Below are 20,576 nucleotides of genomic sequence, written 5' to 3'. Positions count from 1 at the left end.
CGATGGCTTCTCTTGGTGATTTTTCTTGATTTTTTGTTTGGAAGAAACTGTGGTTAGACCTGTTTACAACGTTAAGCACTACGTCGAGAGACAATCTCAAGAGCGGGTATTCAATGAGCTTCTGGAACGCTCAGAATTTCACCGAAAATGCGGACTGTTGTTCCACGGCGATGGCGGAAGCGGCAAGTCATGGCTCTTTGAGCATCTGAAAGCCAAGCTCGCTGAGAAACACAAGCTTGCCAGCTCTGCGGGCCTGCCTGGTTATTGTTACACATTTTTGTCCCTTGATAGTGGCAACGAACGGCAGCTGTTGTGGTTTGAGGCCTTGCGATTGAATATGCAGTTCAATCTTGGTGCGCAGCCGAAGCTGTCTACGCATTTCAGATATTTTAAGCGGTTCGACACCCTGTTCATGATCATGAGCACGCTTGAGGGAAGGAAAGAAGAACACCTCAAATACGGTAGTCTATTCTCCCACGACAAATACGTCACTGCCATTGAAGACGGGCTAGTCGACAATTTTCTCAAGTACGTTGAAACCCTGGCCAGCGAAGCGGCGAAGTCGAGCCTGGGAATTGCCGCTCAAGTGGTGGAAGCGACACCTGTAAATGCCTTGTTCAAGTTCTTTGGCGCGGTCGGAGAACAACGCATGATGAGCGACGCATTCAAGAAATTTGCCGATGAATTTGAGGGTGCTCACCTTTGGGGGGGCGATGAGTGCCTGGAACGGTTACCGTTGTTCCTGGCCAGGGACCTGAACGAGTTAGCCGAAGATTTTCCTCAAAACAAAACGGTGATCCTGATCGATGGGCATGACCGGGTCTTTTCGCAGGCAAATCCCGAGCAGGGCGGAAATCTCGAACGTTTGATACGGACATTCTGTGAGGAGTTGGAAACTGGAACAATCGTACTGTTTTCCCAGTACAAGATCGACTGGCTCAAGGAAGGAAAAACTCTTTCTGAAATGAAAGAACCTGGACAGGTCCTCCTGTCTTCGTCGTCTCAGGATAACTTTGGAGCCGGAAAAGGAGAGCCGCCGCGCTCTGTCAGTGACTGGGAGGACGAAGCGTCCTTTGGAAACATTTTCGACCTACCGTTTGCAAATGGTTCTGAACAGGCGATTGAAGATACCGCTAGCTCCAACCCCATCTCAGGGGAGGGGTCATTCAGTGAAGTGGTTCTTGTTTCATTGCAGGGCTTTGAAACGCGTGCAGAGAAACTCGATCTTGTCGCCAGGCTGGGCATGTCGGGTCACCTTCACTGTCCGGCCATGGAAGGTATCCTCGAAACGACGTCTTTGCCCTTCGAATTGCATGCGAAACTGACATACCTAAAAGAAAACCTGGGTCGGTTTTCGGGAGACAAGGCAAAGTTTGTTAATCCGTTCAGTCGTCTTTTCGAAGAGATCATGGCCAACAAGCCGCAAGATGAAGCGCGGCTTCTAAAATTACTTTGGTACCTCACAGCATTTGATCGGTCGATGCTGGAAACAATTTGCGATTCTTTGAATGTTGCTGTTCACCAAACCCTTCTGGATCATGTACTTGGCAGCGGAATGATTGTCGAAGCGGATGAGCCGGGTTTCTTCAAGGTTGAGCATCATTACAAGAAACTGTTATGGGATCTTCGCAGGAATGAAGGGGGAAATCAGCATCAGCAGCCGGATTCTCGCGCTGACTACCTGCTTGCAGATGATCGTGTTATCCTCGCGGACGCCTTGCAGCGCCACATTGATCAAAAACGAAAAGAAGTGCCCTTGCACCAAATGGCAGTGCCCGTTGGCGATCTGTTGAATTCGTGCGTGTTGTCAGGAACTTCCAAGTCAAACACTGACAAGAGACTTCTTTCTGGAAGATGGCAGACCGAACAGCTTTCCAGAATTTTCAATACCTGGTTCGATTTCCTGGAAGACACCATCCGTCAGGAAGCGCCGAGCCTCTGGCTTAAGAAGATCCTGGGATTGCGCAATTGGGCGCTGTCGCAGATCCGACTCTCCCAAGACAATGCCAGGCCCCACTTGGCGGCCTTCGTTCTTCTATTTGTGCGGGCCAATGAACTCGCAGCAGAAATTTTCTGTACAGCTGGCCGGCGATACGAACCGGCTGATGCGCGCGACTGTCTTTTCGACTCCCGGGAATTGCTAACTCATCTGGCCGAGAAGCGTTTTGTCAGCCCGTTGTCACCTGCCATGAACCGGTACTGGCTCTTGCGAACGGAATTATTGGAAAACAGGTTGTCGCCGCATTGGAGCAATGCCCGCGGCGCGGGGTATCTTGGGGCGTTGAACCATGGTGTCAGCCTGACCCAGACCCTGCGTTGTCTGGACGATTTCAAGGCGTTGATCAAGGCAACTGAAGGTGAGATCGATCAAACGGTGGAAAGGCATCACCGCATTCTGGAAGCGCGAATTCTGTCAAGTGTTTCCAAACAGCTACGTCGGTCTAGCTATGCTTCATCAAGGAAATTCGCCAACGAGAGCAAGGAAATCGCGCATAAGCTCTACGCCGATTTTCCAGCTGACCTGAGTGTGGTCGAGGAGCTTGTGGATAACGACCCCGACGTCGACAATGGTGCACTTTCTCTGGAGGACTATTCCGCGACGGTCAAAGACTTGAGCCGTTTCGTCGACCGAGGCCATCGCAGTCAGCGCATCGTGTTCTGGCTTGAAAAGGCGAAGATCCGGCTTGCGCGCAGTTACATCGCAGAAGCAGCAGACAACGAAACACTGCCGGAAGAGGCTGACAGGCTTCTGAAGGAAAACTACGTGTTCCTGGCAGAGCTTGTTGCGAACCCGAAATCCGCCCCTTTTGAGTTGTTGCGGCTTTACATCAAGTCCGTCAGAAAAACGGCAGAGATTTATAAGGGAGTTCGAGGTCATTTTGAACCCGAGGAACAGGGCATCGACAGCGATCTTGTTGTCGGAGTTGTCGCAAATGTAATCGAGACCTTGCGCGAGCGCCAAATTCATCTTGGCCACCCCGCCTTCCATGAAATCAACCGCCTGGCGCAATTGAATGCCGCGCTTGCCAGGCGGTTTTTGGACGTCGTCACCACAAATGCCGATCGGATAGAAGGCGAACTTGGCAAGGCGCGTTGGCTCATTATCCTTGCAAAGCTTTGGCGGACGCTTCACCAGGCAGAGGGGGGCGCCAGCCTTGAAACTCCTGTCTTTGTCGACGCGATCAAAGCGATCGACCTTTGTCCAGCGGAACATGACGAAGCCGCCAAATTTGCGTCCGCGAGGAAAAGTTTGCAGGTTACGAGTTGGAGGCACAGATCCGCCGTACGGCAGAAACCGGCACCTTTTTTGGCAAAGGCGAGTGGGTTCTGGATTTAAAAGACAATTGGTCCGGATACGAACTCACAAAATTTGTCGGACTGGCTGCCGACATTTCGAGTGATCACAGGCAGGAAGCAGTACGGCTCCTGGAAGAATTCTTACCTCTGGTGCTCGACGCTCAACCGCTCGACTTGCGGAGCTGCTCGGAAGGGATGACGCTCTACTTGTCGCTCACGGAGGAGCCGCAAAGAAAGCTCGATGTCGAACCGGAAGCGATCAGCCGGCTCTCCAGCGACTTGGCAGATAACCCGAGCGAGCAAAGTGGTTACAGCGCCCTATTCGCCGCCAAAACTTATCAAGCTCGGCTGGAGCAGGAGTCGTGGGACCGGGCAACGCGCATCTTGGCTGCAGCCCTGATCAGTCTTGAACCCGAATTGCCTGCAGACAGCCACCTGCGGCAGAAGCTCCGCAGGGAATATGCAGCTGCAGTCTGGCAGGGATTACAAGCTCAGAGGGCCGCCAAACGCCACCAGCTTGTTTCGCGAATTCCCCCGTCTGAGGGCTGGCTCGAAACCTTCGCTCAAGGAAGCACCGAGACCTTTGTCGACGATTTGCTTGATGTCCTGTACCGGTTCCCCGTTCCGCCGAAACCTTATCCTGGAGACCTGCTCGTTGCAGATTTTGATGAGATAACTGAGAAGTCGGCAACGAATGGTCCAGGCAATCAGCCAGGCAAGGCGATTGTCGGCAAGTGGGGTGGCCACGAGGTGTCCCTGGCTTCCAACGTGATCTCGGTGCAGGAATATCACCTGTTGCAGGGAACAGGCGAGGAAGACAGAGAGGCTGGTCCGGGGGAGGAGGGGCAGCCGGGACCAGGAGGAAGCGTTTACCGAAACAGCGGTGCCCTTGTCGGAAGCGTTGGCGGGAGCTCGAGAGACAGTTTAGCCGCCAAGTCGGCTGCTGGTCTCCCTCATGAAGCCAAGACCGGGTTTTCTACCGGTGTCTCAACGAGGCTGGCAGCATGTCATGGCCGCCGTCGATCTTCTGTATCCGGGCATTATTGGCAACAGTGCTATGGGGTCTCGTCTTGCGCTCGGGGCATCGAACTCGTGGTTACTTTGTTTCCTGCCGCTTGAACACAAAACGGTGCTCTTGAGCGGCGACGGGTGGTTTCTGAATGCGCTTAAATCTTCCTTGGGGCTGCGTAGAATAACGCTGAGTCAAACTTCTACTCTGTCGGGAAGGCAGGGCAAGATTGCCGAAATCGAGGAGTTCAGGAAGGTTGCCTACAAGTCCTTGAGCCTGATTGAGCTTACCGGCGGAAATGCTCGTTTTCTCGGAGATGAAGAGGAAAACAGGGATCCGAGAAAAGATCGAACCTTCATTTCGATGTTCAAGAAGCTGTTTCCCGGTGTAATGCCGAGAATTTCAGGACCGGATGGCTTCTGGGTAAGGAGCGTTGCAGGCAGCGAAGGGCAGGCTTTCGAAGAAAATCTGGATCAGCAGATTACAGAATTCGAGCCGGAAGAGCTCGACACACGTCGCCGTCAAAAACTTGTTGTTGAACGCCTGAAGGGACGTTCCGGAAGGGTGCAGGGTGCCGAATTGGCGAATGAGGACGGCATTCAAGTAACGCTGTCAGCAGATGTGTTGAGGAGAAGTGGCCTCGTCATTGTCTTGGGGCAATCCCTCTGGTGCAAGGTCTACCGGGACGGTGAAACTTACAGAGTCAGCGATGCGAAGCCGTTCCACATAGCTCACAATGATCTAGAGGAATTCACGGTCCTTGATATCGACAGGTCTGCGCAACGGTTCAAAATTCAGGTGCCTATGGATTCCCGTCAGCTTGACGTCAATGAATTCGCGACAGTAGAGGGCAACTTGCAGTTTGCCGAAGTCGCAATACATCGCAAGTTGATTGTCGGAGATGTCTTGCTGTGTGAAGTCAGGAGAGACGATGCTGACCTGCCCATACTGACCTATGTAAAAGGTCCAGGAGGGGAGCAAAACCTGCTGACGCGGCAAGACCTGACCGTTCTGAACTTCTCCCCCAAAAATGATGCCTATTACCTGGAGGGCGAAGGTGTCGACCGGCTGGTCAAACTTCCCATGGCCATGCTGAGGCGCATTGGCTACCACAGGCTGCAATCCGGTGACGCCGTGTCGGCGACTGTACGCAGCAACTGGCGTTTCCCGGTGGTTAGCCGGCTGTTGGAATGCAGCCGACGAATCTACTGGGACGTAGAGGGCACCATCAAGTGGGAGCTGGAACCTGACGGCGGCCGGCGCTGCTGGCTGGTCGAAATCTCGCGCCCTCAGGACAGGGGCCTGAAAAAGGGCTTGCAGCCGTTATTTCTTCATGAGGCTGCGCTTCCTCAGCTCTACAAGTTTCCGTGTCTGCCGGAAGGTGCAAAGGTACATTTGACCATGCAGGAGGAGCCGAACAATCGGTACTCCATCACGCGTGTGCAGCACATGGATCTTCTGGACCAGGGGCGCTGGATCCTGGGGGAAGTAAGTAGCGCCCAGGACGGGAACCTTCTTTTTCTGAATTTCTCTCACGATGGCGAGCAGCTCAGTGCGCTGATTCCGCCTCAGCTGCATGATTGCTTTGGGCATTTGGACCAGTGCGAGGCAATCTGGAAGCGGGCCAAGATTGCGGCCACACCAAAAGGATATGCCGTCTGTGATCTGCATCAGATGCCTCGTATCCCCGGTCCATTGACAAACGGACGGATCGTGCCCTTCAGAGAAGGCGCGCCATATGCCTTCGAAAAGAACGGGCGCTATGGTTTTGTAGAACTCGAGGATGGCACACGCATCAAGATCAGCCAAAATGCTTTTCTAGATGCGGGACTTCCCGACCGGCATATCATTGGCCTGCCTGTGGCTTGCCAGATTGCCGAGTTGGGAGACAAACGCTCCATCAGTTTCGTGCAGTTCAACCATAGGGAGGGGCACAATGATTTGATGTGCTATTTGCTACCGGCACGAAGCGGGGCAGAAGGCAGGGTTCTGCAAAGCGCCAATGGCGATATCAAGATCTTCGTGCACAAGAGCCATTACGCCTACAACTGGCTTTGTGATGAGATGCCCGGACAGTATCTATCGGTGAAGGCCTATTTGTACGAGGGCAAATGGCGGTTGCTGGATGCAGTCCGGGAAAATGAAGGTGCGCCCTGGAAATACGGGTTTTATCAGGGGCCGCGTTCCGAAGATCAGGATGGTCAACTGGTCGATGAGATGCTGTTCCGGGTGTTGGGCGTGGAAGACCGTGTTTCCTTCCCCAGGTGGATGCTCAGGGAGAGGGGGGCAGATGATCTGAAGTTTGGTGACAAGGTTCGCTTCACGGTCCTGGAAACCAAGTCCAAAGCCCTCACACCGGGTATGTTCGAACGCGCACCGCACGACGATGACTGGTTTCACGAGGGGTATGTCGCCTTCTATAATCAGGAGAAAGATTTCGGCAAAATCGTCATGATCCGTGATCGCAGTGCCGAAATCCGCTTTAACGCCGCTGCATTCCAAGTGGAGGCGGACAAAATCACGAAATCGATGCCGGTGGAATTTTCGCTGCAACGGGACAATCGCACGAACTTGCAAGTGTCGAAGGCCGTGCCGAGGAACATCAAGAGGTTGCCGTGGACCGAGGCATCGCTCGACAACCTGAATGAAAATCCAAGTTACGGTTTCGTTGAAATTCAAGACGCTGACGGTGAGCGGGGCCTAGCTTATCTCCCGGCAACACTGGTTGAAATGCTCGGATTTGATGACCGTTTCGGACCCGGCGCACGGCTGTTCTGCCAATTCCTCCCGGGAGCAGAAAGGCCAAGTGTCGTCAATGCCGTGATGGTTCCCGAAGATGGTCTCGCCGACAATGAACGGATACTCGTGGCCAGCTTTGGCAGTGACCAACGACGTCCCGGCAGATTTACAGACCTTTTCACCGGGGACGAGTTTTTCGCATTGCCCGGAGCCTATCTCAATGAAGAGGAAGGAGACATGACGGTTCTGCGGGACGAGATCGTGCATGTAAGTACGCGTCAGGATGGCCAGGCAATGGTGGTGGACGCGATTTTGTCAAAGATCGGAAAAGCTACCGACTTTTCTCCGAACCTCGATGATGTCAGGCAAGAACTCGACGAAGCGGATGAGGCGGGCTGACAGCAAAAGGCCGGTCGCTTTGAGCGCCGGCCTCGATTTTTTCTTGCTGTAGGGAGATCTACTCGGCGTCGGCCGGTTGGGATCTCAAGCCTTCCGCAATCGCCCGATTGATGTTGATGAGCACACCGATCTTGTTGACGTCATCGGTCGTGATGATCGACATCGTCTGTTTGAAAACAAACACGCCCAAGGTGGCAATATTGTTCTTGATGTCCTGCGGCAACTCGCTTTCCGCGCTCGTTGCCGAGGTTACAAGGATGGTCCAGAGCTTGCGGTTATAGACCAGAGCATCATCTTTTTCGGCGAGCGAAGAATCGTCCCACTCATCCTTGATCAACTGAAGCCGTGCTGCGGCCTTCATCAGCAGATTCGCTTCCAGTTCCCGAGGCGACACTGCCGCCACCTGGGCCGTCTTCTGGTAAGCCTGCGCTGCCTGCTTGTACATGACTGATCAGCGTCCCTTCATACTCGATGAGCTTTCGTGCTTCTTTCAGAGCTTTGTAAAAGGCGCCGGTTAGGATGGAGTTACTAATCCTGGTAACGTACGGGATCGTACTCGGCGCGGCCTTCACAATATCGTTGACGAGAGTGAAGTAATTCTCCTGAATTCTTTCGATATCCGTCGATAGATACATCAGCTGAACGGCCAGATAGACCCGTTTTGCCGGTGTATCAGCGGTGGCCGGAGTGAGAATATCCTTTTCCCGAAGAATGGGTGCCTGGCCTTCGATAAACAGGCGCGTGCGCTGATTATCATTGGTAATGACACTGTCCCCGATGATAATTCTTTCGCCCGGCTTTAGCTCGACCTTGAGCGCCATTCCGTGACCTCCAAGCGTGAGTATCGCGGTGAAACGTTAACAAAAGAGTTAACGTGCCTTCCCGATACCTTAATGTTTCCTGCTGCCGATGTTAACCGAACAGGCTCAAAACACTCTGGTCGGCCTGGTTGGCAAGCGACAGAGCGGTCGATGACAGTTGCTGGCGGGTCTGAAGCGCCAGCATGTTGGCGCCCTCCTCGTTCATGTCGGCGATGGTCAGTTCACCTGCGCCGATTTCGAGCGTGTTGATCAGGTTCTCCGTAAATTCCGTCCGGATCTCCACGGTGGACAGTGCCGTGCCCATGTTGCTGGCAGCTGACCGAAGCTCGTCGAGCGCCGCGTTGATGGCCTGAAGGGTCCGGTCGATATCCGTATCGGTCTTGAACTCCGAGGCTGCGGCCGACAGCGCGACGGTGCCAGTGCCCGAGGCAAGTGTCATCCGGTTGAAATCGGCATTGCTGCTGCTGATGTCGAAGGAGACTTCACCGATCAGCGAGATGCTGCCGCCTGAGAAGGTGGCATCGAGACCCTTCACATTGTTGATGAAGGAGACAAGGTCGTCCACCGTGGTTTCGTCATCGATCTCGATGGACGCCGGCTCGAAACCGTTGCCGTCGGTGATCGTAATGGTATCGCCCGCCTGGAAGCCGCCGGAGGAGATCAGTGTTGCCGTTGAACTCAGGGCCGTGACCGTGAGTGTCGTTGTGGTGCCACCCGTTGCGCTGCCGTCGGTCGCTGTACCACCGCCGGCATTGTCCTTGGAAATGGCAAGCGAGTTATCCAGTCCGGAAATGATTGTGATGCCGTCCGTTGCTTCGTCAAAGCTGGCATGCACGCCACTCAGGCCGTCCAGCGCGTCCACATAATCCTGCACGGTGGTAATGTCAGTGCCGACCGTGAAGCTGGTTGTTCCGGAAGAATCGGTCACAGTGACGACATCACCAGCGGCCCAGTCGCCGAGATCCGTCAGGTTCGAGGAAGCCTGCAACCCGGTCAATGTCAGCGTCGTTGTGCCGCCATAGAGGTTGAAGGAGGAGGTGCCGGTACCTCCTGTGTTGAGATCGTCAAGATTGAGGCCATCGTCCAGCGTCGTGTCGGTGAAGTCGACCGGGTCTACGGTGAGGTTGGAGGTGCTGTCCTCGTTGAAGATGACTTCGAGTTCGTTGCCGGCGCCTGCAAGCAGGTTCTTGCCCTTGTAGCTGGAATCCCGCGCCATGTCCTCGATCTGCTCGAGCAGGTCGTTGTACTGGGCGGTATATTGCTTGCGTTCGTATTCGCTCGACGTCTGCAGCGCCTGGTTGGCGATGGCTTTGGCGGACTCCACGAGTTTTGTAATGGAGGTGATGCCCTTGTCAGCCGCCCTGATTGTCTGAACCGACTGGCCCATATTGTCCAGAAGGTTGGTCAGGTCGCTTGCCCGGTCGTTCAGGGACTGCGCCGTGAAGAAGGAGTTCGGATTGTCGAGCGCCGTGTTGACCTTCAGGCCGGTGGCCAATCTGGTTTGCGTGACCGATTGCAGATCCGCCGTTTGCTTCAGCGACAGGAGATTGTCCCGGACAGCACTGGAGAGAACAATATCAGGCATCAGACTTCACCGCTTTTCTGTTCCATACGCGTCGAGAGAGCCTGCTGAGCTGCAAAGTTGAGCAAACGCCCTCTTCGTAAATCTAAATGGAAAGTTAATCACTGATGCATCGGTTAACTTACTGTAAATAAAAGTTACCAAAAGGTTTCTTTTAAATGGCTGATTTTAAACGAGATTTTTTCCTTCTGTTTCTGGTGGGCGGAGCCAAAAACAAAAACGGCGGACCGAAAGTCCGCCGTTTCCAAGTCTTCGGAAGTGAATCAGTCGCCAGACTGATTCTGCCTGAATTAGAAGAGGGATAGCACCGTCTGATCGGCCTGGGAGGCGAAGGACAGTGATGTCGATGCGAGCTGCTGACGGGTCTGAAGGGCCAGCAGGTTTGCACCTTCCTCGTTGGTATCTGCCAGGGTCAAAAGACCCGCACCTTCCTGCAATGTATTGATCATCGTCTTGGTGTAATCTTGACGGATCTCAACAGTCGAAAGGTTAGTACCGAATTCGGAGGCCTGTGACCGCAGGTTCGACAGCGCCGTGTTCAGGCGGTCGACCACCCGGTTGATCGCGGTGTCCGTTGCGAAGCCGCTGTCGGAAAGCGCGTCAATGGTGACACCGTCGGTGTCAGCGGTGAACGTGTCGGCGTTGAAGTCCGCATTGTCACTGGTGAGTGACAAGTCGGTGTCGCTCTGGATCGTGATCCGGCCGGTAGAGGAGTTGAAGGAAGCGGACACGCCGTTGAAATCGTTGATGAAGTTTTCAAGATCATCAACAGTCGTGTCAGCTTCGATTTCCAGCGAGCCGAGTTCGAAATCGTTGCCGTCAGTCAGGGTCAGGGTGTCGCCGACTTCAAAGGAACCGGTTCCGGCCAGTGTCGCACTGGTGGTGGCCAGCAGCGTTGCGTTCACTGAAACCAGCTGAGCCGTCGTGGACACGCTGTTCTGAAGGGCGATGTCCTCGTTGGAAATGATGGTGACCTCACCGGTCCCTTCATCAAATTCCGCACGTACACCGGCAATGCCGTTGATCGTGTCCAGCAGGTCCTGAACCGTGGTGCCCGCGGTAACGCCCAGTGTCGAGCCGGTGAGGGTCGCGGTGATTGATGAACCGTCGTTCAGCGTCAGTGTGTTGGTCGTCGAGATGCCGGTTGCACTGGACAGGGTCGAACTGGAGTTCAGCGCCTGGCCGCTGGCGTCGGTCAGGGTAAAGCTGGCGGTGCCGCCTTCCAGCTGGAAGGCCGTCGCGCCACCCTGGCCCTGGGCCAGGTCGGACAGGTTCAGACCGTTGGACAGGGTCGTGTCGGTGTAGTCGACCGCTTCAATCGTCAGCTTCGAGGTCGCATCCTCATTGAAGATCGTGGTCAGATCGTTGCCGTCACCAGCGAGCAGATTTTTGCCCTTGTAGGAGCTGTCACGCGCAACGTCTTCGATCTGCTCGAGCAGGTCGTTATATTGTTCGGCAAAGGTTTTGCGCTCGTATTGGCTCTGGGTCTGCAGGGCCTGGTTGGCTTTTGCCTTAGCGGTTTCAACCAGATCGGTGATTGTCTGGATACCTTTGTCTGCAGCCTTGATGGTCTGCAGGGACTGACCCATGTCATCCAGCAGGGTGGACAGATCATTGGCGCGGGAATTCAGTCCGGAAGCGGTGAAAAAGCTGTTCGGATTGTCCAGAGCAGAGTTCACCTTAAGACCGGTCGCCAGCTTGTTCTGGACGCCCGACATAAGATCTGCTGTGGACTGGAGTGTGAGGAGGTTCTGCCGCACGGCAGCTGACAGGGTAATATCCTGCATCTGACTATCCCTTTCCTGGGTCACATTTCAGCTGCTCTTCCTGAGCAGGTTGCCTAAGATCATTCTCTGTTAACCTTAATCAATGGTTAAACGCTTGAAATTTAGGGTTAGCAGAGCGTTAACGCCGTGATCCGGCTCGCCAGGAATCCTTAGGGAGAGGGGGCTTGCCGGCTTCTCGCAAAGAGAAGAATTGACAAGGCAACAGCTGCGCCCGACCGGAAGAAAATTTTTTGCTCTGGATAGGCCTGATGGTGCAGGGCGCGGGAATCCGCCATTTCGTGCGCACGTTTTACCGCGGGGAGACCTGTGGGCGGCGGACAGGCTCTAAAAAAGTCACGTCTCGTGCAGGAGGCGCTGGTTAAGGTGCGCGCTGGCAACGAGAAAGGGTGTGTTTTTGTTGCTGGTGCACGGGACGGAGAACTCAGCGAACCGGTTGTCAGCTTAGCCTGACCGAAAGCGGCAGAATCAACGCGGCCACATCCCGACAAAGAAAAAGCGGGCCGAAGCCCGCTTTCCCGTTTTGGAGAAGTCTTTCTGACTTAGAAGAGACGCAGAACGTTCTGGTCTGCCTGTGCCGCGAAGGACAGCGAGGTCGAAGCAAGGCTCTGACGTGTCTGCAGGGCCAAGAGGTTCGCACCTTCTTCGTTGGTGTCCGCCAGGGTCAGGAGGCCGGCACCTTCTTCCAGCGTGTTGATCAGGGACTTGGTGAAGTCCTGACGGTTTTCCACGATGGAGAGGTTGGTACCGAATTCAGAAGCCTGGGTACGCAGCGTGCTGAGCGCCGTGTTCAAGCGGTCAACGGTTCTCTCGATGTCACCGTCAGTCGCAAAGCCCGAGTCGGACAGCGCGGAGATGGTCACGCCATCGGTGTCGGCCGTGAATGTGTCTGCATTGAAGTCAGCGTTGTCGCTGGTCAAGGACAGATCGGTTTCACTTTCGATCGAGACTTTACCGGTGGAGGTGTTGAACTCCGCGGACACGCCCTGGAAGTCGTTGATGAAGTTCACCAGGTCATCGACGGTGGTGTCAGCTTCGATTTCGAGCGAGCCGAGTTCGAAGTTGTTACCATCGGTCAGCGTCAGGGTGTCGCCGGCTTCAAAGGAGCCGCTGCCGACCAGCGTGTCGGATGTCGTGGCAAACTGTGTTGCGTTGACGGAGACGAGCTGAGCGGTGGTGGACACGCTGTTCTGCAGAGCGATGTCGTCGTTGGAGAAGATGGTGACTTCACCTGAGCTTTCATCAAATTCCGCACGGACACCGGAGATGCCTTCGATGGTGTCGAGCAGATCCTGAACGGTGGTGCCAGCCGTCACAGCCAGTGTCGAGCCGGAGATGGTCGCGGTGATCGACGAACCGTCATTCAGGGTCAGGGTGTTGGTCGTGGAAATGCCGCTCGCAGAAGACAGGAGCGACGAGGAGTTCAGTGCCTGGCCGCTGCCGTCGGTGAGCGTGAAGCTGGCGGTGCCGCCTTCCAGCTGGAAGGAAGTAGCGCTGCCTTCGCCCTCGGCGAGGTCGGACAGGTTCAGACCGGTGGACAGAGAGGTATCAGTGTAGTCAACGGCGTCGATCGTCAGTTTGGACGTGGAGTCTTCATTAAAGATCGTGGTGAGGTCGTTGCCACTGCCAGCCAGCAGGTTCTTGCCCTTGTAGCCAGCGTCCTTCGCCAGGTCTTCGATCTGGGTCAGGAGTTCGTTGTACTGAGTCGCAAACTGCTTGCGCTCGTACTGGCTCTGCGTCTGCAGGGCCTGGTTGGCTTTCGCCTTGGCGGATTCGACCAGCTTGGAGATGCTCGAAATGCCTTCGTCCGCAGCTTTCAGGGTCTGAACCGACTGGCCCATGTCGTCCAGAAGCGTGGACAGATCATTTGCACGGGAAGTCAGGCCGGAAGCCGTGAAGAAGCTGTTCGGATTGTCCAGTGCCGAGTTCACTTTCTTACCGGTGGCCAGTTTGTTCTGGACATCGGACATGAAGCTAGCGGTCTGCTGGAGAGTATTGAGGTTCGAACGAACCGCGCTGGACAGAGTAATGTCAGCCATTTTGTTTCCTTTCTAGGAATACGAGATACAGGAACCCTTCCTGGGTCCGACGCACATCTATCCGCGTTTACTTGAAACAATTTCTAAAGAAACATGGTTAGCGAGGATTAACCTTAATTCTTGTTAAACAATGCGACACAGCAAAGGCGCTTCATGCATGAAAACAGTGCCCTGCTGAAGGCCATCTTCCGGGAAAGGGCGCTGCCCGAACAAGGTAGAGGACATGGTCAGGCGTCTTGGGGGGATGAACGGCGTGCTGAAATTAACAATTCTGACAAGGTCCAAGGCGGTTCGGCTTCGGAAACGCTTTCAGGGAGGAAAGCTGAAGGGCGCGCAGAGGCGAAGGCGCCAATGCGGGACGTCTTTGACCGTCAGCCCGAAAGCAGTGAAAGGCACGGAGCGAAGTGGAGGGTATCAGACGTGTTCAGGTCAACGGGCCGGTAAGACGGTTTCCGTATCCAGACTGGCTGGGCTGTCGCAGTGTCGTAAAAGGAGGGGCAGGATTTGCACATGGCCGGCCACAGCCAAGCGCGCCTTGTTCGGACGAGCGCCGCGGAGCTGGCAAAGCAGACGAAGAGGAGAATTGGGGATCAGCCTGACAAGGCCCTAGGCGACTGTCTGTACAGAGCCCTGGGTGTCCCGAAACTGCTCTTGCTGGCTCGACAGAGTTTCTGCATAGGCACGCAGGCGCAAAAGGGTTTCGGCAGGTACTTGCCGGACAACCTGGCCGGTTTCCGTGTTGGTCGCTATATAGATGAGGCTTTCGCTGTCCGGATCGATGACGTTCTGGCGTTCGACCGTCGGGGTAAAGCGTTCCAGCAACGAGCTCTGCTCACGTTCGTTGTTGGCAGACCGCTGGCTGTCTTCCGATTCGCTTAAGGGCGTCACGGTTTCTTCAGGCGGCAATTCCGTGGCTGCCGACGATTCGTTTTGTTCCGGAGCCCGCGTTGCCGGCGTGATCGCCGTGTACGTCGGCGATGGCGGCCGGGCCAGTCCCGTGTCCAACATCTTTCCCTCCGGGTGCTCGATACATATACCCGTTCACCGTCAAATATAACGTAGGGGAATGAATCCTCTTTTAACGAAATGATTAGAATTTTACAGAAGTCGCTTTAGCCGATTGGCTTCGTTCCTGATTCGTTTTGGCTGCGGCGTTTTGCCGGCTATTTCACCCCCTTGGCAGGTTTCTCCAGGTGAAAAGAAAACGCTCCCGATGAAGGGAGCGCTTGCAATATCAGGTCTGTCTGGCCGGTGCGACCGGCACCGTCTCAGAGAGACTGGTTGACGGCAATGCCCCGTGCCGACTGCGGGCCATTCGGCGCAGCACCATTGCGGCCATAGGTCGTTGGTGCGTTTGCATTCTTGGCGCCGGCAATTTTTGCCACCGTCGATACAATGTTGTTGGCGACATCGCGTGCGGTCGACAGGACAGCCAGGTTGATGCGCAGGACGGGCTGGAATTCGCCATGCTGCCGACGCAGGTTCTGTGTGGCGGCCGGCGCCAGATTACCGAGCGCGACGGCGTGTTCCTTGGCCGTCATCATGCCCCTTGTATATTCGTGGATCAGCCGGGCCTTGTCGGCCTGAAGCTCACCTGCTTCCCTGAGTTTGCCGGCGCGCACAAGGTCGGTTTCCATTTCTATCACGGACAGCAGCGCCTCCATCGTGCCCGAAAGCGCGGAGCAGAAGTTTTCCGCATCCTGCTGGCTGGTCGGCCGTTCCAGAGAGAACGGAAAAGCCGTTGTGTTAGGCTGTGCAGTCATCTTGCGCCCTCCTGCAGTGCAAGCAGTTCGCGTTCCACGCTATCGGCGAGACCGATGCCGCCACTTTCCGCAATGGTACGCGCATATTCGTCAATCAAGAGGCCCTGCCAGGCATCCGCGCCGGCCCCGTTGCCCCAGGTGCCGCCCTCCTGGAGGCCGGTGAACATGTTCTGGAGCATGGTGTTCAGGAACACTGCCTCAAATTCTTCAGCTGCCTCGCGCACAGCCGTCTTGTCGTTCCGGTCAACTCCGCGCAGGGCATCCTGGGGATTGGTGCTGACGGTTGCCGGTGAAATCTGCGGTGTGATCTGGTCCAGCATCACAGCACCTCGATATCGGCCTGCAGCGCGCCGGACGCCTTGATGGCCTGCAGGATGGAGATCATGTCGCGCGGTCCGATGCCCAGGGCATTGAGGCCGTCGACCAGCTGCTTCAGGGTGACCGTTTCCGGCACGATCGCCAGCTTGGTGCCATCCTCGTTCACGTTGACTTCGGAACGCGGCACGATCGCTGTCTCACCATTTGCAAAGGGCAGGGGCTGCGATACCTGGGGTGTTTCGGCAATGGTCACCGTCAGGTTGCCCTGGGCAACCGCGACCATCGAGACCTTCACGTCCTGGCCCATCACGATGATGCCCGAATTCTCGTCAATCACGATGCGGGCGGCCAGATCCGGTTCGACGATCAGCTGTTCGATATCGGTCAGGAGATCGACGATGTTGCCGTCATATTGCTGGGGCAGATCGAGGCGGACGGTGGCCGGGTCAAGCGGTTCGGCCGTCGGCATGCCGATCAGCTCGTTGATCGACAGGGCGATGCGCCGGGCCGTGGTCAGGTCCGGGTTGCGCAGGGCCAGGCGCAGGGTTGTCAGCGAAGCAAGCTTGAATTCCAGTTCACGCTCGACAAGGCCGCCATTGGCGATGCGACCGGCCGTCGGCACGCCGCGTACCACGGATGCTGCATCTGCCTGGGCGGAGAAACCGCCGATCGCGACCGAGCCCTGGGCAATGGCATAGACTTCTCCGTCCGCGCCGACCAGCGGTGTGACCAGCAAGGTGCCACCCTGCAGGGAATCCGCATCGCCAAGGGCGCTGACATTGACATCGATGCGCGTTCCCTGCGTGGAGAAGGGTGGCAGATTGGCTGTCACCATAACTGCCGCCACGGTGTTGGTGTTGAGATCCACGTTGCGGGTATTGACGCCGAGACGTTCCAGCATGGCCTGCAGGCTCTGCTGGGTGAAAGGCGAATTGTTCAGCGAGTCGCCGGTGCCGTTCAGGCCAACGACCAGACCGTAGCCGATCAACTGGTTTTCCCGGATGCCTTCGAAATCGGCGATGTCCTTGATGCGGGAAGCTGCCTCCGCCGGCGCCGTGAAGGACAGGGCGCAGATTGCAGTGACCGCGGCTGCATAGACCAGCCGGCAGAGTTTTTCAGAGAACCTGTTACCGAAGTTTCGCATTACTGAGTCTGGTCCGCCATCTGTAAGCCGGCCTGTCCCGCCGGAAGGATTATCCCGGCTTGCGCAATGCGAGAGCCGTGCCACTTTCCAAGCTTCAGCAAATCTTTTCCCGAAACTGCCCGGATTCTGCGCTGTTTGCTGCTATGATTGAAGGTCTATCCACGCAAAACTGTCTGGACGGGTTAAAGAATTGCGTTTGCCGGGCGGCAAATATTGCCTCCTTGATAAGGACTCATTTACCCTTCCCGGCAGAATCTGACAGGCAGGTCCGCGGTTCGCGTCAGGATTGCCGTCAGCCGGACTGGAAGAACGAACATGCGTATCACTGGCAACAAGCCCATCACCGGCGTTCAGGGCAAGGGCGCAAAAAAGGGGAAACCCTCTGCTTCAGAGCAGTTTGCACCCGATATGGGAAGCGAGGTCGTGCAGTCTTCGCAGACGGCGGGCGGCGCCGCGATCCAGGGCATGGACGCTCTTCTCGCACTCCAGGAAGTCGATGCGCTTGCCGAGCGCCGTTCCCGTGCTGCACGGCACGGTCATACGCTACTGGATGCGCTTGAAGCCGTGCGGACCGATCTCCTGGCAGGTCATGTGTCGGAGGACCGGCTGGAGCTTCTGGCCAGGCAGGTCGCCGACCGTCAGGAGAGTGGCGATTCGCGCATCGATTCCGTGCTCGAGGAGATCGAATTGCGTGTCAAAGTTGAGCTTGCCAAGCTGGGCAGATTCATTGACTGACCGGTCGGAAATTCCGTTAAAATTTGCCGCAAAACTAGCTAAAAGTTACGCAACGAATTGAAAGATATAAACTTTCTTTGATGCCATTTTTAACAAATGAACCGTTGTCGGCAGGAGGAAGCGGCTATATATTGCGCCCGGCATATCGGCAATCCGGAGCTATCGATGACGGTTGAAATTGAGTCTGAATATCGACCCTCGGAAGACGAGCCGTTCATGAATGACAGGCAGCGCGAGTATTTTCGAAACAAGCTGCTTGCCTGGAAGGAAGAGATCCTGAAGGAGAGCAAGGAAACGCTCACCAACCTTCAGGAGGAAAGTCAGAACCACCCCGATTTCGCCGACCGTGCGTCCTCTGAAACCGACCGCTCCATCGAGCTTCGGGCCAGGGACCGTCAACGTAAACTGATTTCAAAGATCGATGATGCTTTGGAGCGGATTACGGACGGCAGCTACGGCTACTGCGAAGAAACCGGGGAACCCATCGCCTTGCGGCGCCTGGAAGCCCGCCCGATCGCGACCTTGTCGATTGAGGCCCAGGAAGCGCATGAGCGCCGGGAAAAGGTTTATCGCGACGACTGACCTTCAATAAAACGGCCGATCCGCCGGAAAAAGGCGGGTCCGAAAGACCTTCAAAACCTTCCCCGTCGGGGAAGGTTTTTTTGTGTCTCAGTATCCGGTGCTCCAAGAAACAACCGCCTCCTGAAAAGTTTCATCAGGCCCGTTCCGAAGGGGACTGCTGAACGGATGAGCAAGCGGTGCTTGGAGACTGCGCCGTTACGCTTCCTCTGGAGGACGGCTGATGGGAGTTGCTCCACTTGGCAGAGCAACTCCTTCATCCACTGGTGTGATTAGAGCGTGATCCGGTATTGCGCGAAGCCGTCGGCACCGTCACCGGCCGGTTCGATGCGCACACCCTCAACGGAAGCTGCATGTTCCGCGCCGCCCGGGCCGGTCTCGAACAGAACCGTCGTCTCCGGAACCGGCCGGAACCGCCAGTTGGCGTCGGCTGACGGGTTGATCGTGCCCTGTTCGACAATGTATCGCACCAGCACATCCCGGTTGGTGTCCGGGCCGACAAACACCACGACGTCGTCGTTGATGCCGGGGAAGTTGCCACCGCCGCCGGCGCGGTAGTTGTTGGTCGCGACGATGAACGTGTCATCGAAATTCAGAGGCTTGCCGCCGAATTCCAGCTTCACGATGCGGTTCGCGTCCGGATTGATCAGTTCCCCCTTGGGGTCGTATTTCGACGGCTGGGTCAGGTCGATCTCGTAGGTAAGACCGTCAATGACGTCGAAATTGTAGCTCGGGAACTCCGGGTTGATCAGCGGCTGGTCGGCCTTGCCCGGCTCCACCTGCTGGAAGATGCCGGCTGAGCGTTCCAGCCACTCCTTGACGGTGCCGCCCTTGATGGCGACAGCACGGACCGTGTTTGGATAGAGGTAGAGATCCGCAACGTTCTTGATGGCGACGTCGCCGACAGGAACGTCCGTGTAATAGTCCGGTCCGCCGCGGCCGCCGGCTTTGAAGGGAGCTGCAGCGGACAGGATCGGCAGGCCTTCCCATTCCGTGCCCTTCATCATCTGCTCGATATACCAGGTCTGGGCCTTGGAGACGATCTGCACGCTCGGATCGTCGGCGACGAGGGCAAAATAGGAATGCAGCGGTGCGGAGGTCTTGCCGACCGGGCGGCGGACATAGGCCAGAGTTGCCTCGTGATCCTCCTTGACCGCGTCCAGAACGTCCTGCTGGCTTTCGACCAGCGGTGTGACCTTGCGGCCTTCCTTTTCAAAGATCGGTCGGGCTTCGGTCATGAAGTTGGCGACCCGCCAGCCATTGCCGTCCCGCTCGATCATCAGGTCGATGACACCCAGATGCGAGCCCCAGAATCCGCCCATGGCGGCCGGCTTGCCGAAGAGCGTGCCTTTTTCGGCATCCACGCCCGGCAGGCCTTCATATTGCGGGCCCGGGAACACAAGGTGATGGTGGCCGGTAAACACCGCATCGATGCCGTCGATGGCAGCAAGATGCAGCGATGCGTTTTCCATGCCTTCGGAATAATCATTGGCATCGATGCCGGAGTGGGAGAGGGCGATGACAAGATCGCAGCCCTGTTCCCGCATTTCCGGCACGAAGGCCTTTGCCGATGCAACGATGTCCCGCGCGTTGGCACTGCCTTCCAGGTGGCGGCGGTCCCAGTTCATGATCTGGGGCGGGACGAAACCGATAAAGCCGATCTTGATCGGGGCCGCGTTGCCGGCGCCGTCGGTGATCTCCTTTTCGATGATCACATAGGGCTTCAGGAACAGGTTGTCGTTGCGTGCATTGGCCGCGAGCGTCGTACCCTTGACGAGATTGGCGCAAACGAACGGGAAATTGGCGCCCGACAGCACCTTCATCATGAAGTCGAGGCCGTAGTTGAATTCGTGGTTGCCGAGTGCGGCAGCGTCGAAATCGAGCACATTCATGCCCTTGATGACCGGATGAACGTCACCTTCGCGCATGCCGCGCTCATAGGCGACGAAGTCCCCCATCGGATTACCCTGCAGAAAGTCACCATTGTCGACCAGGACGGAATTGGTGGCTTCTTCGCGAATCTGGCGGATCAAGGTCGCGGTCCGGGCCAGGCCGGCCGTGTCGACCGGCCGGTCGCCATAATAGTCATACGGGAACACATGGACGTGCAGGTCGGTGGTTTCCATCAGCCGGATATGGGCCGTGCCCTCCTTGGCAAGCGCCGAATAGGGATGCAGCGCAGTGGCGAAACCCGTGGCCGCGGCGCCCATGAGCAGGCTGCGCCTGGAAAGGGAAAAATCGTTTTTGATAGGCATGAGAAAGCTCCTGTTCGGCCGGACGGCCGGCAGCGGGTTTTGCACCGCTGCCGTTACAACCGTGTGACGGATCAGGCTGCCTGCCCCGTCACTTTTGTCAAGGTAAAGTGTT

General features: G+C 56.3%; 15 protein-coding genes. 5 read left to right on the top strand and 10 right to left on the bottom strand.

Annotated features, from left to right (window positions below; all coding sequences use genetic code 11):
* Nucleotides 1-25 precede the first annotated feature (25 nt).
* The 3 genes from CHH27_RS10105 to CHH27_RS10095 are packed head-to-tail and all read left to right on the top strand — an operon-like array spanning nucleotide 26 to nucleotide 7,444.
* Entirely contained in the window at nucleotides 26-3,337 is a 3,312-nt protein-coding gene (locus tag CHH27_RS10105; protein ID WP_157738844.1) for a hypothetical protein, read from the top strand.
* Nucleotides 3,265-4,416, top strand: coding sequence for a hypothetical protein (locus tag CHH27_RS10100; protein ID WP_094071473.1), 1,152 nt, complete (start codon nucleotides 3,265-3,267; stop codon nucleotides 4,414-4,416). Before CHH27_RS10105 ends, CHH27_RS10100 begins: the two co-directional genes overlap by 73 nt.
* Entirely contained in the window at nucleotides 4,307-7,444 is a 3,138-nt protein-coding gene (locus CHH27_RS10095; protein WP_157738843.1) for a hypothetical protein, read from the top strand. The genes CHH27_RS10100 and CHH27_RS10095 overlap by 110 nt, the downstream gene beginning before the upstream one ends.
* A gap of 58 nt (nucleotides 7,445-7,502) precedes the next feature.
* On the opposite strand, the gene flaF is transcribed toward CHH27_RS10095, so the two are convergent.
* The 9 genes from flaF to CHH27_RS10045 all read right to left on the bottom strand — a co-directional run bounded on the left by flaF (nucleotide 7,503) and on the right by CHH27_RS10045 (nucleotide 16,895).
* Nucleotides 7,503-7,838 (bottom strand): flagellar biosynthesis regulator FlaF, encoded by a 336-nt coding sequence (gene flaF, locus CHH27_RS10090; protein WP_247646209.1) that lies wholly within the window; start codon nucleotides 7,836-7,838, stop codon nucleotides 7,503-7,505.
* Nucleotides 7,768-8,265 (bottom strand): flagellar biosynthesis repressor FlbT, encoded by a 498-nt coding sequence (flbT, locus tag CHH27_RS10085; protein ID WP_094071470.1) that lies wholly within the window; start codon nucleotides 8,263-8,265, stop codon nucleotides 7,768-7,770. Before flbT ends, flaF begins: the two co-directional genes overlap by 71 nt.
* A 91-nt stretch (nucleotides 8,266-8,356) precedes the next feature.
* Nucleotides 8,357-9,850: a flagellin gene (locus CHH27_RS10080; RefSeq protein ID WP_094071469.1), complete on the bottom strand. Its 1,494-nt coding sequence runs from the start codon at nucleotides 9,848-9,850 to the stop codon at nucleotides 8,357-8,359.
* A 287-nt stretch (nucleotides 9,851-10,137) separates the two neighbouring features.
* Nucleotides 10,138-11,634, bottom strand: a complete 1,497-nt coding sequence (locus CHH27_RS10075) for a flagellin (RefSeq protein ID WP_094071468.1) — start codon at nucleotides 11,632-11,634, stop codon at nucleotides 10,138-10,140.
* Nucleotides 11,635-12,173: 539 nt separating this feature from the next.
* Nucleotides 12,174-13,670: a flagellin gene (locus CHH27_RS10070; protein ID WP_094071467.1), complete on the bottom strand. Its 1,497-nt coding sequence runs from the start codon at nucleotides 13,668-13,670 to the stop codon at nucleotides 12,174-12,176.
* A gap of 606 nt (nucleotides 13,671-14,276) precedes the next feature.
* Nucleotides 14,277-14,678, bottom strand: a complete 402-nt coding sequence (locus tag CHH27_RS10060) for a hypothetical protein (protein WP_094071465.1) — start codon at nucleotides 14,676-14,678, stop codon at nucleotides 14,277-14,279.
* Between the two features lie 260 nt (nucleotides 14,679-14,938).
* Nucleotides 14,939-15,433, bottom strand: a complete 495-nt coding sequence (locus CHH27_RS10055) for a hypothetical protein (protein ID WP_208988778.1) — start codon at nucleotides 15,431-15,433, stop codon at nucleotides 14,939-14,941.
* Nucleotides 15,430-15,753 (bottom strand): rod-binding protein, encoded by a 324-nt coding sequence (locus CHH27_RS10050; protein ID WP_094071464.1) that lies wholly within the window; start codon nucleotides 15,751-15,753, stop codon nucleotides 15,430-15,432. The genes CHH27_RS10055 and CHH27_RS10050 overlap by 4 nt, the downstream gene beginning before the upstream one ends.
* Complete coding sequence (locus CHH27_RS10045) at nucleotides 15,753-16,895, bottom strand: flagellar basal body P-ring protein FlgI (RefSeq protein ID WP_208988776.1); 1,143 nt, start codon at nucleotides 16,893-16,895, stop codon at nucleotides 15,753-15,755. The genes CHH27_RS10050 and CHH27_RS10045 overlap by 1 nt, the downstream gene beginning before the upstream one ends.
* 315 nt (nucleotides 16,896-17,210) lie before the next feature.
* On the opposite strand from CHH27_RS10045, the gene CHH27_RS10040 reads away from it, so the two are divergent.
* Nucleotides 17,211-17,630, top strand: a complete 420-nt coding sequence (locus CHH27_RS10040) for a flagellar assembly protein FliX (protein WP_094071463.1) — start codon at nucleotides 17,211-17,213, stop codon at nucleotides 17,628-17,630.
* Between the two features lie 165 nt (nucleotides 17,631-17,795).
* Nucleotides 17,796-18,212, top strand: coding sequence for an RNA polymerase-binding protein DksA (gene dksA, locus CHH27_RS10035; protein ID WP_094071462.1), 417 nt, complete (start codon nucleotides 17,796-17,798; stop codon nucleotides 18,210-18,212).
* Between the two features lie 269 nt (nucleotides 18,213-18,481).
* On the opposite strand, the gene CHH27_RS10030 is transcribed toward dksA, so the two are convergent.
* Nucleotides 18,482-20,464 (bottom strand): bifunctional 2',3'-cyclic-nucleotide 2'-phosphodiesterase/3'-nucleotidase, encoded by a 1,983-nt coding sequence (locus CHH27_RS10030; protein ID WP_198338389.1) that lies wholly within the window; start codon nucleotides 20,462-20,464, stop codon nucleotides 18,482-18,484.
* Nucleotides 20,465-20,576 lie beyond the last annotated feature (112 nt).

The organism is Labrenzia sp. VG12 (genome assembly GCF_002237595.1).
In the GTDB taxonomy this organism is placed as follows: Bacteria; Pseudomonadota; Alphaproteobacteria; order Rhizobiales; family Stappiaceae; genus Roseibium.
This window is presented reverse-complemented; position numbering and strand designations above follow the sequence as displayed.

Bases quoted from the DNA above. Each gene is read 5' to 3' on its own strand.
- CHH27_RS10095 (WP_157738843.1), top strand. From the start codon at position 4,307: ATGGCCGCCGTCGATCTTCTGTATCCGGGCATTATTGGCAACAGTGCT.
- flbT (WP_094071470.1), bottom strand. From the start codon at position 8,265: ATGGCGCTCAAGGTCGAGCTAAAGCCGGGCGAAAGAATTATCATCGGG.
- CHH27_RS10080 (WP_094071469.1), bottom strand. From the start codon at position 9,850: ATGCCTGATATTGTTCTCTCCAGTGCTGTCCGGGACAATCTCCTGTCG.
- CHH27_RS10075 (WP_094071468.1), bottom strand. From the start codon at position 11,634: ATGCAGGATATTACCCTGTCAGCTGCCGTGCGGCAGAACCTCCTCACA.
- CHH27_RS10070 (WP_094071467.1), bottom strand. From the start codon at position 13,670: ATGGCTGACATTACTCTGTCCAGCGCGGTTCGTTCGAACCTCAATACT.
- CHH27_RS10060 (WP_094071465.1), bottom strand. From the start codon at position 14,678: ATGTTGGACACGGGACTGGCCCGGCCGCCATCGCCGACGTACACGGCG.
- CHH27_RS10055 (WP_208988778.1), bottom strand. From the start codon at position 15,433: ATGACTGCACAGCCTAACACAACGGCTTTTCCGTTCTCTCTGGAACGG.
- CHH27_RS10050 (WP_094071464.1), bottom strand. From the start codon at position 15,753: ATGCTGGACCAGATCACACCGCAGATTTCACCGGCAACCGTCAGCACC.
- CHH27_RS10045 (WP_208988776.1), bottom strand. From the start codon at position 16,895: ATGCGAAACTTCGGTAACAGGTTCTCTGAAAAACTCTGCCGGCTGGTC.
- CHH27_RS10040 (WP_094071463.1), top strand. From the start codon at position 17,211: ATGCGTATCACTGGCAACAAGCCCATCACCGGCGTTCAGGGCAAGGGC.
- dksA (WP_094071462.1), top strand. From the start codon at position 17,796: ATGACGGTTGAAATTGAGTCTGAATATCGACCCTCGGAAGACGAGCCG.
- CHH27_RS10030 (WP_198338389.1), bottom strand. From the start codon at position 20,464: ATGCCTATCAAAAACGATTTTTCCCTTTCCAGGCGCAGCCTGCTCATG.